This is a genomic window from Pseudomonas sp. (genome assembly GCF_017744435.1).
GTDB lineage: Bacteria > Pseudomonadota > Gammaproteobacteria > Pseudomonadales > Pseudomonadaceae > Aquipseudomonas.
The window spans coordinates 65,355-78,758 of record NZ_JAGIBG010000036.1 but is presented as its reverse complement, the minus strand read 5'-3'; the positions used below and the strand labels follow the sequence as shown (position 1 = coordinate 78,758).

General features: G+C 57.7%; 12 protein-coding genes. 5 read left to right on the top strand and 7 right to left on the bottom strand.

Annotated features, from left to right (window positions below):
- Positions 1 to 10: 10 nt before the first annotated feature.
- Genes wecB through J7573_RS21460 form a run of 5 tightly spaced genes read left to right on the top strand, consistent with a single transcriptional unit; the run spans position 11 to position 6,435 of the window.
- A complete protein-coding gene (wecB, locus tag J7573_RS21480; protein WP_294340144.1) occupies positions 11 to 1,141 on the top strand; it encodes a UDP-N-acetylglucosamine 2-epimerase (non-hydrolyzing) in 1,131 nt (376 codons plus the stop codon).
- Positions 1,142 to 1,153: 12 nt separating this feature from the next.
- Entirely contained in the window at positions 1,154 to 2,407 is a 1,254-nt protein-coding gene (locus J7573_RS21475) for a glycosyltransferase family 4 protein (protein WP_294340177.1), read from the top strand.
- The gene (locus tag J7573_RS21470) at positions 2,404 to 3,369 is read left to right on the top strand and encodes an SDR family oxidoreductase (RefSeq protein WP_294340142.1); all 966 of its coding nucleotides are present in this window, start codon (positions 2,404 to 2,406) and stop codon (positions 3,367 to 3,369) included. The genes J7573_RS21475 and J7573_RS21470 overlap by 4 nt, the downstream gene beginning before the upstream one ends.
- Positions 3,366 to 4,385 (top strand): glycosyltransferase family 4 protein, encoded by a 1,020-nt coding sequence (locus J7573_RS21465; RefSeq protein ID WP_294340140.1) that lies wholly within the window; start codon positions 3,366 to 3,368, stop codon positions 4,383 to 4,385. Before J7573_RS21470 ends, J7573_RS21465 begins: the two co-directional genes overlap by 4 nt.
- Before the next feature lie 52 nt (positions 4,386 to 4,437).
- The gene (locus J7573_RS21460; protein ID WP_294340139.1) at positions 4,438 to 6,435 is read left to right on the top strand and encodes a nucleoside-diphosphate sugar epimerase/dehydratase; all 1,998 of its coding nucleotides are present in this window, start codon (positions 4,438 to 4,440) and stop codon (positions 6,433 to 6,435) included.
- Between the two features lie 116 nt (positions 6,436 to 6,551).
- Here J7573_RS21460 and rffA read toward each other — a convergent pair whose 3' ends face one another.
- The 7 genes from rffA to J7573_RS21425 all read right to left on the bottom strand — a co-directional run bounded on the left by rffA (position 6,552) and on the right by J7573_RS21425 (position 13,167).
- Positions 6,552 to 7,688: a dTDP-4-amino-4,6-dideoxygalactose transaminase gene (rffA, locus tag J7573_RS21455; RefSeq protein ID WP_294340137.1), complete on the bottom strand. Its 1,137-nt coding sequence runs from the start codon at positions 7,686 to 7,688 to the stop codon at positions 6,552 to 6,554.
- A gap of 396 nt (positions 7,689 to 8,084) precedes the next feature.
- The gene (locus J7573_RS21450) at positions 8,085 to 8,513 is read right to left on the bottom strand and encodes a GtrA family protein (protein ID WP_294340135.1); all 429 of its coding nucleotides are present in this window, start codon (positions 8,511 to 8,513) and stop codon (positions 8,085 to 8,087) included.
- A 5-nt stretch (positions 8,514 to 8,518) separates the two neighbouring features.
- Positions 8,519 to 8,755, bottom strand: coding sequence for an acyl carrier protein (locus J7573_RS21445; protein ID WP_294340134.1), 237 nt, complete (start codon positions 8,753 to 8,755; stop codon positions 8,519 to 8,521).
- A 101-nt stretch (positions 8,756 to 8,856) separates the two neighbouring features.
- The gene (locus J7573_RS21440; RefSeq protein ID WP_294340133.1) at positions 8,857 to 9,480 is read right to left on the bottom strand and encodes a hypothetical protein; all 624 of its coding nucleotides are present in this window, start codon (positions 9,478 to 9,480) and stop codon (positions 8,857 to 8,859) included.
- Positions 9,480 to 10,394 carry a hypothetical protein gene (locus tag J7573_RS21435; protein ID WP_294340131.1) on the bottom strand — a complete coding sequence of 305 codons (915 nt, stop codon included), beginning with the start codon at positions 10,392 to 10,394 and terminating at the stop codon, positions 9,480 to 9,482. The genes J7573_RS21440 and J7573_RS21435 overlap by 1 nt, the downstream gene beginning before the upstream one ends.
- Positions 10,394 to 11,371 (bottom strand): glycosyltransferase family 2 protein, encoded by a 978-nt coding sequence (locus J7573_RS21430; RefSeq protein ID WP_294340130.1) that lies wholly within the window; start codon positions 11,369 to 11,371, stop codon positions 10,394 to 10,396. Before J7573_RS21430 ends, J7573_RS21435 begins: the two co-directional genes overlap by 1 nt.
- On the bottom strand, positions 11,368 to 13,167 hold the full coding sequence (locus tag J7573_RS21425; protein WP_294340128.1) for a hypothetical protein: 1,800 nt from the start codon (positions 13,165 to 13,167) through the stop codon (positions 11,368 to 11,370). Before J7573_RS21425 ends, J7573_RS21430 begins: the two co-directional genes overlap by 4 nt.
- Positions 13,168 to 13,404 lie beyond the last annotated feature (237 nt).

Here is a 13,404-nt window from a genome sequence, read left to right as displayed (position 1 = left end):
TGAGGATTGTATGAAAAAGCTGAAAATCGTCACCGTCGTTGGGACACGCCCCGAAATCATTCGCTTGTCACGCGTGATGAGCGCGCTGGATCAATACTGTGATCATGTACTGGTCCACACCGGCCAGAACTACGACTACGAGCTCAACGAGATCTTCTTCCAGGACCTGGGCATTCGCAAACCGGATCATTTCCTCAATGCTGCCGGCGCCTCGGGCGCTGAAACCATCGGCAACGTGATTATTGCGGTGGATAAGGTACTGGCCGCTGTCGAGCCTGAAGCCATGCTGGTGCTCGGCGATACCAACAGCTGCATGGCGGTCATCCCGGCCAAGCGTCGCAAGATCCCGACGTTCCACATGGAAGCTGGCAACCGCTGTTTCGACATGCGCGTTCCAGAGGAGATCAACCGCCGCATTGTCGACCACACCGCCGACATCAACCTGACTTACAGCACCATCGCCCGCGACTACCTGTTGCGTGAGGGCCTGCCTGCCGACCGTGTGATCAAGACGGGTAGCCCGATGTTCGAAGTCCTCAACCATTACCGTGACGGTATTGACGCCTCGGATGTGCTGGAGCGTCTTGGTCTCGAAGCGGGCAAGTTCTTCGTGGTCAGTGCACACCGTGAGGAGAATATCGATTCGGACAAGAACTTCCTCAAGCTGGTGGACATGCTCAACACCGTCGCCGAACAGTTCACGCTGCCGGTAATCGTGTCGACCCATCCGCGCACGCAGAAGCGCGTCGATACCATGGGCGTTAAATTCCATGCCAACGTGCGCCTGCTGAAGCCGCTGGGTTTCAAGGACTACAACAAGCTGCAGCTCACGTCCAAAGCGGTGTTGTCCGACAGTGGCACCATCAACGAGGAAGCCTCGATTCTCAACTTCCCGGCCTTGAACATCCGCGAAGCGCACGAGCGGCCCGAAGGTATGGAGGAGGCCGCAGCAATGATGGTCGGGCTTGATACCGAACGTGTCCTGCAGGGGCTGAGCATCCTCGACAGCCAGTCACGCGGTGACGAGCGCAGCTTGCGACTGGTGGCAGACTACAGCATGCCGAATGTTTCCGATAAGGTGGTGCGTATTGTTCACAGCTATACCGATTACGTGAACCGTACGGTCTGGAAGCGGTACTGATCCGTGGAAGGCATATCGCAAAAGAAGCTCAGAGTATTGGTGGTCACTCAGTACTTCTGGCCAGAAAACATGCGGATCAACGATATGGTCCGGGACTTTGCTGAAAAAGGTCACGAAGTCACTGTGCTAACGGGGTTGCCAAACTACCCCGAAGGTCAGGTTTTCCAGCGGTACAAGGATGACCCACAGGCGTTCTCCAGCTATGAGGGGGCCGAGATCGTGCGGGTCCCCCTGGTGCCGCGTGGCAAGCGCAGCATACAGTTGGTGCTGAACTATCTGTCGTTCCTTGTTTCGGGGACGGTATTGGGGGCATTCAAACTGAGGGGGCGTCGCTTCGATGCAGTGTTCGTCTATGCCGTGTCGCCGATCCTCTCGGCGATCCCGGCGCTTGTCCTGGGCAGGCTCAAGCGAGCTCCCGTGTTTATCTGGGTACTCGACTTATGGCCAGAAACACTCCGCGCGGTCAATGTGATACATGACCCCAGGTTGTTGGGCCTGGTGGGCAAGGTGGTGTCCTGGATCTACAACCGTACTGATTACCTCCTGTTGCAGTCGCATGGTTTCTTCGACAACGTCCGTCGATATTGCACGCGACCTATCGACGCCGAACGACTGGTGTACTTCCCGAGTTGGGCAGAGGATGACTTTTCCGCGCCTTCCGTTGCGCCCTCGAAGCTTGTGATGCGTGATAGCTCGATGTTCACTGTGGTGTTCGCAGGGAACGTCGGGGAGGCGCAAGACTTTCCTGCGATTCTGGATGCCGCCGAAACACTGCGCGGCAAGGTGTCGGTTCGTTGGGTGATCGTCGGTGATGGCCGCATGAGTGCCTGGCTCGAGGAGCAGGTGCGTAGCCGTTCGCTAGACAATGTTTTGCTGCTAGGGCGTCATCCGCTCGACGCCATGCCGCCCTTGTTCGCCCAGGCCGACGCGCTGCTGGTATCGCTGCGCACCAACGATGTTTTCGAAAAGACAATTCCAGGCAAGGTTCAGGCCTATCTGGCTTCGGGTCGTCCGGTTCTCGCCATGATCAACGGCGAAGCCGCGCGGGTGATTGAGGCCTCGGGTGCCGGCTTTGCCTGCGCATCGGGCGATGGTTCTGCACTGGCAAGTATCACCGAGCAGCTGGCAGGCTTGTCGGGTCAGCAGCGCAAGGCAATGGGTGACTCAGGTCGGCGGTACTATGAGAAGGAGTTCGCCAGGCCTGCACTTTTGTCACGTCTGGAACAGCTGTTTAGCAGCGCCACTTTGAGAAGGTCAGGACGATGAGCCGAAAGGTTTTTCTCACCGGAGCCACTGGCTTCGTTGGCAATGCTGTTATGCGCAGGCTCCAGGTTGAAGGGCGCGAGGTGATTGCTGCCGTACGCAAGGGGGGCGCCGAACTGCCCGCGTCCGTACGGAGCGTGTCGTTTACATCGTTCGAACACGACAATGATTGGGAAGGTGCGTTATCTGAATGTGATGTGGTGGTGCACAGTGCGGCCCGTGTTCATGTGATGAATGATACCGAGACCGATCCTTTGGCGGCTTTTCGCAGGGTCAATGTGCAGGGGACGGTTGCGCTGGCACGGCAGGCGATTTCAGCCGGTGTGAAGCGGTTCGTGTTCATTAGTTCGATCAAGGTCAATGGCGAGGGCACCAAGCCAGGCAAGCCCTACACCGCTGATGACGTGCCGATGCCTCAGGACCCGTATGGCGTGTCTAAAATGGAGGCCGAGGAGGCACTGCGCAAGCTGGCGGCGGAGTCGGGCCTGGAAGTTGTGATTATTCGCCCTGTCCTGGTTTATGGCCCGGGCGTAAAAGCCAATTTCTTGAACATGATGCGATGGCTCGATCGTGGAGTGCCCTTGCCATTTGGAGCAATCGACAATCGACGCAGCCTGGTTGCCTTGGATAATCTTGTCGACCTCATCGTGACCTGCATTGAACACCCCGCTGCGCGCAATCAGACCTTCCTGGTCAGCGATGGCGAAGATTTGTCGACCACCGCGTTGTTGCGCCGCATGGCGCAGGCGTTGGGCAAGTCGGCGCGTCTGCTGCCGGTACCGGCTTGGGTGTTGAGTGCGGGTGCCAAATCTCTCGGGAAGGCGGCCCTGTCTCAGCGGTTATGCGGGTCATTACAAGTGGACATACTCAAGACGCGCGAACTGCTTGGCTGGCACCCGCCCGTCAATGTGGATGCGGCACTGCTTGCCGCTGCCAGGCGCTATCAGGAACAGAATAAGAAATGATGCTTTTGTGGTCTATTCCCGCGGTGGTGGTTATGTCACTGCTGATGACAGCGGGCTTGCGTCGATACGCATTGGCGCGCAGTGTCATCGATGTGCCCAACGCTCGCAGTTCTCATACGGTACCAACCCCCAGGGGTGGTGGTGTAGCGATTGTCCTGACATTCCTGCTGTCCATTGCGGCCCTGATGCTTTCGGGCGCCGAGCATATCAATACACTCGTCGCGCTCGGCGGTGGCGGGGCTTTGATTGCGATTATCGGATTCATGGATGATCACGGGCACATTGCCGCACGTTGGCGGCTCCTTGGGCATTTTTTTGCTGCGGGCTGGATCCTCGTGTGGATGGGCGGCCTGCCACCGCTGCAGGTCTTGAGCTGGACGTTGGACCTGGGCATGCTGGGTAGCCTGGTGGCTGCGATTTACCTGGTATGGTTACTCAACCTGTACAACTTCATGGATGGGATTGACGGGATTGCGAGCGTCGAGGCGATCACTGCATGCCTGAGCGCTGCATTTCTGTACTGGTTAACTGGTTTCGACGGGTTGGCCGTATTGCCGTTGATGTTGGCCGCAGCCGTTGCCGGATTCCTGTACTGGAACTTTCCGCCCGCAAAGATCTTCATGGGGGATGCGGGTAGCGGTTTCATTGGCATCATCCTGGGGGGCTTGTCGCTGCAGGCGGCGTGGATATCGCCGACGATGTTCTGGTGCTGGTTGATTCTTCTCGGTGTTTTCATCGTTGATGCAACCTACACACTGGCCAGGCGGTTGTTACGCGGCGATAAGGTCTATGAGGCTCATCGCAGCCATGCTTATCAGTTTGCCTCCCGTCAGTACGGCAGGCATTTACCCGTTACGTTGGCGGTGATAGCGCTGAATCTCGGCTGGCTGCTGCCGGTAGCCTTGTGCGTGGTGCAATTTGGATTGGATGGATTGCTGGGCGTGATTGTCGCCTACATTCCCCTGGTCGCTTTGGCGGTACGCTACCGTGCTGGCGAATTGGAAAATCGGCACTAGAGCCAAATAGGCAATGTAGTGTCAGGGGAGCGAGGAAAGCCCAAGAGGATTTATGGATAACGTGCGTACAAAACTGCTGGCTCTGCCACGGCGGCATAAGCGACTACTGCAGGTCATGACCGATATCGTGCTGGTATGGATAGCGCTGTGGATGGCTTTTGTAGTCCGCCTCGGCCTCGATGATCTGGCAAATCCCATGGTTGATCACACGTGGCTTTTCCTGTGTGCGCCCGCGGTCTCGATCCCGCTGTTCATTCGCTTTGGCTTGTATCGTGCGGTCATGCGCTATTTTGGCAACGACGCGTTGATTACCATCATCAAGGCTGTCTCGCTGTCTGCCTTGATACTCGGTTTCATCATCTATTGGTCAGGCAGTCACCAGAACGTCGTGCCGCGTTCAATCACATTCAACTACTGGTGGCTCAGCCTGATCATGGTCGGCGGATTGCGTCTGGCCATGCGTCAATACTTCCTCGGCGACTGGTTTTCCGCAGCCGTTCAGCATGTTCCGTTTGCCAATCGTGACGATGGTCTACCCAAAGTGGCCATCTACGGCGCCGGTGCTGCCGGCAACCAACTGGTCGCTGCGCTGCGTATGGATAAAGCCATGCGTCCTGTTGCATTCATCGATGATGACGGCAGCATCACTGACCGTGTCATTGCAGGGCTTCAGGTTTATCATCCCGATCAGTTGCAACAGATGATCGATGTTACTGGGGCCCAGGAGATCCTGTTGGCGATCCCATCGGCACCGCGAACCCGTCGCCGGGAGATTCTCAACTATCTTGAGCCTTTCCCGCTGCATGTGCGCAGTGTGCCTGGTTTCATGGACCTGGCCAGCGGCAAGGTCAAGGTTGATGACATCCAGGAAGTCGACATTGCCGACTTGCTTGGCCGCGATGCTGTGCCAGCGCAACATGATCTGCTGGAGCGCTGCATTGTCGATCAGATTGTTTTGGTTACTGGCGCTGGCGGCTCGATCGGTTCCGAACTGTGCCGTCAGATTCTCGGCCAGGCGCCTCGCACTCTGCTGCTTGTCGATCACAGCGAGTTCAATCTCTACAGCATCCTCTCGGAACTGGAGCAGCGTGTAGCCCGCGAGTCCCTTCCGGTTTGCCTGATCCCGATCCTGGGTTCAGTGCGTAATCAGGCACAGATGTTCGACATCATGAAAACCTGGCGTGTCGACACGGTTTACCACGCGGCCGCCTACAAGCACGTGCCCATGGTCGAGCACAACATCACTGAGGGCCTGCTGAACAATGTGATCGGGACTTTGCACACCGCCCAGGCCGCGTTGCAGGCGGGAGTGGCCAACTTTGTGCTGATCTCCACCGACAAGGCGGTGCGGCCTACCAATGTGATGGGCAGTACCAAGCGCCTGGCCGAGATGACGCTGCAGGCACTGAGCCGAGAGTTGGCCCCAGTCCTGTTCGGCGATTCTGGTAACGTTTCGCAGGTCAACAAAACCCGATTCACCATGGTCCGGTTTGGTAACGTACTTGGCTCTTCGGGGTCGGTAATTCCCCTGTTCCACAAGCAGATCAAGGCAGGCGGTCCGCTGACGGTCACCCATCCGAAGATCACACGCTACTTCATGACTATTCCCGAGGCCGCGCAGTTGGTGATTCAGGCCGGCTCGATGGGTAAGGGCGGCGATGTTTTTGTGCTCGACATGGGGGAGCCGGTGCGCATTGTCGAGTTGGCGGAAAAAATGATCCACCTCTCTGGATTCAGCGTGCGCAACGAACGCAATCCCATGGGTGACATCGCCATCGAATTCACCGGGCTGCGTCCGGGAGAGAAGTTGTACGAAGAGCTCCTGATTGGAGACAACGTACTTGCCACGCGGCACCCGATGATCATGAGTGCCAATGAAGACTTCATTCAGTGGGACGCACTTAAAGACGCGTTGGCGCAGTTGCTGGACGCGGCATCGCGCGATGACTTTGTGCGGGTCCGCCAGTCGCTGCGTGAAACCGTGATTGGCTATGCCCCTGAGGGGGATATCGTTGACTGGATCTACCAGCAGCGCCGGCTTGAACCTTAGGCCTGCACTCAATCGAGGTGTTGTCGTTGTCTGGAAAAGCCCAGGCCCCGTACCATTTACCGAACGGCGTTCGGCGATTGGCGCGGGGCTGGAGCACGAAAAGTGCGGGCAGACGATCAGATCACGGCTTTGTGAAGTGTCTGTACGATTCGCTCCTGCTGTTGCAGCGACAGGCCGTGCCACAGCGGCAGTCGCAACAGACGCTCCGATTGCCTCTCGGTAACCGTCAGGTCGCCATGGGTGCGCCCGTAGCGCCGCCCGGCTGGGGATCCATGCAGCGGAACATAGTGGAATACGGCGTTTATGTCGTTTTTCTTCAGTTCAGCCAGCACGTGCTGGCGGTCGATCCCGGGCGCTAGCAGTACGTAGTACATATGGGCATTATGCTGGCAGTCTGCTGGAATGATGGGCCGACGCAAGAGGCCTTGTTGTTCCAGGGGCTGTACCAGGTCATGGTAGCGTTGCCAGATCGCCAAGCGGTCTTCGGTGATCTGCTCGGCTTCCTCCAGCTGTGCCCAGAGAAACGCTGCGATGAGTTCGCCTGGCAGGAACGACGAGCCCACTTCCTGCCAAGTGTATTTGTCCACTTCGCCGCGGAAGAAGCGGCTGCGGTCGGTGCCTTTCTCACGAATGATTTCTGCGCGCAGCTTCAGTGCCGGATCGTTGATCAGCAGCGCGCCGCCTTCGCCCGAGATGACGTTCTTGGTTTCATGGAAGCTGTAGGCGCCCAGATCGCCGATGCTACCCAGTGGGCGACCTTTGTAGGTGGCCATAACGCCTTGGGCTGCATCCTCCACCACTTTCAACCCATGACGTGCGGCGATTGCCATGATGGCGTCCATGTCGCAGGCAATGCCTGCATAGTGCACCGGCACGATGGCGCGGGTGCGTGGCGTGATGGCGGCTTCGATCAGGCGCTCGTCAAGGTTCAGCGTGTCCTCGCGAATGTCCACGAAAACCGGCACGCCTCCCCGCAGTACGAAGGCATTGGCTGTGGATACGAAGGTGTACGAAGGCATGATGACTTCGTCGCCTGGCTGAATGTCCAGCAGCAGGGCCGCCATTTCCAGCGCGGCGGTGCAGGAGTGGGTGAGCAACGCCTTGTTGCAGCCGCTTTTATGTTCCAGCCAGTCGTGGCAACGCATAGTAAAGGGGCCATCGCCAGCCAGTTTGTTCCCGAACTTGGCTTCGGCGATGTAGTACAGCTCTTTACCGGTCATGTAAGGACGGTTGAACGGAATCTTTTCAGTCATGGGTTGGTACCTATTAACTTACGACGTCTGTCGATAAGTGCGATACGGATCATCAGCGTTCGATTGTGAGGGATGACGGTGCAGCTTCGATGCTCGAGAGGTGGTTGGGGTATGCCGACTAAGTGTTCTTGATAGCGACCAGCAGGCGGGACCGCTTGCGGGGAGGTTCAGTCCCCGTGCACGATCGCATTGCGTAATCTGAACCAAAAGCCGCCGGCTTCTACGCGAGCTAGCCCTTCGAAGCTTGACTCGGGAACGCTGTCGTTCTGCTTTGCAAGCTCAGGCGCCCAAGCCAGGACACCATCGATCCGCGCAGGTGCGAACTGGCGCTGAGGGCAGGCTAGTTCAGCATTGACATGCTGTTTATCGCACGAAGGGAATAGAAGCATGGTTAGCTCAGGGCGACGTTGGGCGATTGGGGAACACGAAATAACGGTAAAGTATGTAAAGGATCCCGGCCACTGCGAAAATGGCGAAAATTCGCACCAGTTGGTGAGCAAATCCCAACTTGTCGGAAAGCACGTAAAGGATGCCGATGCTTGCAGTGTAGCCGATCACATGGGCAATACAGTAACGAAGTGCCCCGTACCGCGCGCTCCCCTGATACGAAAACGAATAGCGCGCATGCCCGAAATAAGCCATGGCAGCGCTCACGGGATACATGATAGTTACCGCTGTCTTGGGCTCGAGCCAGAGCCACGTCAACAACAGGTAGATCAAGTAGCCGCGCAGGTTATTGAGCACCCCAACGATTCCATACCGAACAATCGGGTAGCGGGTGCCTTTTCGAAATAAGTCGACGAGGCGCCCTTGACTCGCACTCATGGGTTTCACGTGCGGTGAGTATTGGCGTAAGCCACGAGATCGTCGAGGGTGTGCAGCTGGTCTACCTCAGCGTCGTTGTTCGCGATGCCATAGGCATCCTGTACGGCCAGGACGATGCTGAACAGGCCCAGAGAGTCAACCCCCTGTTCGGTAATGTTCATCTCCGGTCGCAGGCTTTCCGGTGCTTCGATCGCCTTTGCCTTGCGGATCACGTCGACAATATCTTCACGGGTGACAGGCATTTCATGTTCCTTATCTTTTGATGCACATTGCTGCTGCGCACAGCTTGGGTCGAGACGGCGCAGGTTCAGGTCATGCGGTTGCTTTTCTGCGGCGGATGCTATCACGATGCCGGCTTGGCGCTGAAATAGATTTGCCCCAGCTGGCAGTCATTCAACATGACGTCGGCACGGGTCAAGCGTGATCCCAGCGTTTGTCTCAAGATGATTGTGGCGTGATTCAAGTCCTCGGGCAGCGGCCATTTTGGACTGTCCCAGCGGCAAAATACCCATTGCGTGTCGGCGGGCTTCTCAAGCACGGCCAGGTGCAAGGCCTTGTTCATCGACACCAGCCTTTCGATGCTGCTGTGGCCGGAGCTGTCCTCGGCCAATCGTATGCTCCTGCTGACGCTATCGATCTGGCAGTGCCGGGTGACTGGCGATTCGTCATACGGCACGCGAACCTGCGGTGAGCCCGATGCTGTCGTTATCCGCGCCAATAGCCGTTCTTCGCCAACCGTGAATTTAATGACGGCGATATCATCGGCAGCAACTTTTCGGGCGTCTGTTGCACGTTCTATTTCAAGCTGCAAGTTCTGGTGGGTCATGCGCTGGATAATGAATTCGATATCACGGATTTCGATCAACTGATGTTGTCGAATAACTTGCATCGCGCGATCAAGCATATCCGCCCCCTGGATATAGCTGCGTTCACCTTTGAAGCCAATATTGAGCAGATAGCGATCCATCAGACGGTTCCTTTCAGGTAGCGGGCCATGTTCACTCGGTGATTGACGGCAAAGTTACCCGACATCACCGCGCCGGCCGGAACATCGGCCACCACCACTGCGCCCATCTTGATTTGCGCGCCTCGGCCCACTACCAAGCCCTGCGCGATCGATGCCGAAGTGCCTACCCACACTCGATCCTCCAGGCGGCTGCGCCCAGCAATGACGGAATTGCCCGAGATGACACAGGCCTCACCCACATAGGCGCCATGGCCGATGTTGGTCATGATGCCGACCTGGCTGTGCGGACCAATGAACGTGAAGCCGCGAAACAATGACTTGGCAATGACCGCGCCCGATAGGATCTGACAGCCCTCACTGATCGTGACGCCGCCGGCATGGCCGACTCGCACGAGCCGGCCGTCAGCCTGGCGAAGGGTCAGCAGGCCTTCGGCACCGATGATCACATTGGCTCCAATCTCGACGTCGTCGCCGAGCTCGCAATAATCTTCGATCACGCTGTGGGCACCAACCACCACACGTTTGCCCAGTTTAGCTTTGGGCGATACCACCGCGCTGGGATGGATGTTGCAGCCCTCACCGATTCCGTAGGTCATTTGAGGGAGGATGTCACCGCTGGCCTTGAGCCGCAGATACAGTTCGAAGAATGCGCGGCGCGGGTCTTCGGCGGCGACGATTGCCTTGCCGGTGCCGGTCAGTTCGTCAACCAGCGCGGGCGGGCAGACAACCGCAGAGACATTTGGGTTGTTTGCAGCCTTTAGCAGGTAATGCAGGGCCTGGCAGTACACCAGGCTACCCAATGTGATGGTGTCGACTTCATCGAGAGTGGCGAAGCCGCCGTCCTGGACGATGTCTTCGGCGGCGAAGTGATCACTTATGTTGAAGCGGTGAGCGTGGTCGTGGCGAGGGATCATCAGAGCTTCTCTTCAAAAACCGAAAACTGTTCAACGTTGCTGGCTTCTTCCACCAGGCGGCCAAGGTATTCCCCGAGTACACCCAGTGCCAGCAGTATGTTGCCGCTCAGGAATGACACCAGCACAGCCAGAGACGCCCAGCCGGGTGCGGAATGCTCGGCAAATATGGATTGGATGATGACCCAGATGGCATAGGCGATACTCAGTACGCTGACCACCCCCCCCCAGCCGATCATGAAGCGCAACGGCAGATAGGAGTGGTTAATGACCAGATATGACAACGTCTTGATCAGTTTGGCCACTGAGTAAGTGGTTTTCTGCCCATCCAGACGAGAGGCATGGCGGATGGGCACGTTACAGATCAGCGAGTGCGGCACCGTTTTGAACAGCATCGCGGCGATATGCGGATGTGCGCCTTTGTAGGCGGTCAGCTTGCGAGCCACATCCAGGGTCATGGCACGGAAGCTGGACAGGCCCATCGCCTTGGGTTTTCCGATGATCTTGCCCGCGAGGTGCTGGTTGAGCCGTGAGCCGAGATTGCGCCACCAGTGGTGCTGTTTCTCGGAGGTGTTGATCTTGCCAATGACGACTCGCTTTCCGGCATCAAGCTGTTCGGTGAACAGCGGCAAGTCTTCAGGGAAGCACTGCAGGTCGTCATCGATGGTGAATACGTAGCCCTTGCTGGCATAGTTCAAGCCACACAAGGTAGCGTGTTGCTGCCCAAAGTTGCGCGCCAGGCGAATGCACCTGACACGGGCATCCTTGTCATGTAGCTCGCACGCGATGCTCCAGGTTTCGTCCGGGCTGGCGTCGTCAACCAGGATCAATTCCCAATCATCGGTGAGGGCATCCAGTTGTCGTGAGATCCGCTCGTGGAAAGTGTGCAGGGTATCTTTGCTGCGATAGACCGGCACCACCACACTAATGCCCGAGCGATGGTCGTTGGGAGTCGAAAGGTTCTCAGTGGTTGGCATCATTGTTCTCTCTTGGCCTGGCAAGCACGTGTAGTGCCTGCGACGTTGACGGGAGCATAGAGGACCTGTTCCCGTACAAAGGCAAATCCGCCAGCACCAGGCGCGGTTCGCCAGGTGCCTACTTGGCGATAGTCGTCTGGGAATCGAGCGCCTTGCTGCAATAACGTTTCAGTGGGCAGGCTGCGCGGGCCGTTTGGCTCCCAGAGCACCCACGAAGCTGCGATCGTCTGGCAATTCACCAGCGAAAGCGCATCGGTGGCGCGCTTGAGGCTGCCGGGGTAGCCGCCCATCAGCCACGCCTGACCGATATTTTTGGCGCCTAGCGCATAAAGGATGCCTGGCGACTGGCCAGACAGATCGATCATCGGCGTGCCTGGCTGCAACCCCGCCGTTTGAGCAACCTTGATCGCGTTGGAGAAGTACTGCGCGTAATCTTCGGATAACTGGAGCTTGGCCCCATCGGCACCCAAAGATTGAATGCTGGTGTTGAGCCTCAGGGGCTGGGGCTGGCGGTAAGGGTGCTCAAAGCCACTTTGCAGCAGGGTGGCTACCATCGCCTGGGTGGCCAGTGTGGCGGGAAGCAGGGGGAACCACGAAGCCTGTTGTCGGATCAGCGGTGCCAGCAAGGTCAACCCGGCGAGCAACCAGAAGATCGCGGCGCTTCCTCCGGCATCCCAGTAGTTTCCATTGGTGCCGAATGCGTATATGTGCGGAGTGACCATGAACAGCCCGGCAATGACCCATTGCGCCGGGGTGATGCTGGCCAGTGCCCTGAGGCGTCCGGTGGCGAGGCAAACCAACAGTGCAGCCAGCACCACAGCGAAGACCCATATGCTCTGGTACGGTCCAAGATAGACAACCCAGAGGTGCTGGCCGAGCACCTGCGCTGCAGTGAGGACGAAAAACGCGAGGGACAATGGCAGGCTCAGGTACCACCAGCGCATGTTGTTTGCCACCTGGCATCCCGTGGCGATGACGATGGCGAAGGACGTCGCCAGCAGCAAACTCAGGAGTCGTATGTCCAGCGGAACGCTGTCGATCCTCAGGATATCAAGCAGTGTATGTCCCCCGGCCAAGTCCTGGGTTAGCTGGATACCCCTTTGAATGCGTGCCGCGAACGCGACGACAGAGCCGTCGATCAGCCAGGCACTGGCCAGCAATGGCAAAAGCGCACTGACGCCAGTGAGCACCAGCGAGCGCACGGAGCCTCGTCGCAAGGCCAGCAACCACACGATCACGGCTAGCGCCAGCGCCAGGGCGCTACTCGGTTTGGCCATGAACGCGAGCCAACCGCCGATACCGATCAGCATCCAGCCTGCCAGGCTGGCGCGATGCAGGGGTCTGTCCGCCATCAACAAGCCGATGGCCGTGATCAGTAGTGCCTGCAGATTCAGGCTGTTGTAGCTTGGAGTAACCAACCAGGTATCGAAAATCAGCAAGGCGGCTGTTGCCAGGCCAGCACTCATGGTCACTTGTGGCCAGCGTTGCCCTGGCTGCTTTGGCGAGATCGAGTTGAGGAACGTTTGGCACAACCCCCAGGCGAGGGTAAAGGTGATAAGAATGTTCGCTTGCCGCAAGGCAGTGATATCACCTCCCAACAGTTGGTAGAGCGGGTGGTAAACAAAGCCGAACTGGGTAGTGGAGCCGCTGTAGAGAAACGGCGTGGAGATCCAAACCAGATAGAAACTTTCGTCAGTGAAATCGACTCCGTATGCGCTGAATTTGAGCAGCCAACTTAGTAACAAGAATGTACCGATTGCGCACGCTACGATCGGTGCTCGGTGAAGCAGTGCATTCACGGCATTGAATTCCTTATCGAATTTGACAGTTGGGGACGGTTCAGTCGCCAGGTTTCAAAAGGCGGGTACTTTACGCGCTGCTCCATGAGTTGTCAGTAGGATGAGCTGTGCACCGTCCGCGCACCCGGCCTGGACAAGGCAGGCGAGTCCGTACATGGCAGCGGGCTTGCCCGCGATGCGTAGTGCAGGTGGCGCTCGATCTCAATGAGTGCAGAAACTCTCAAGCCAAGCCCCCGA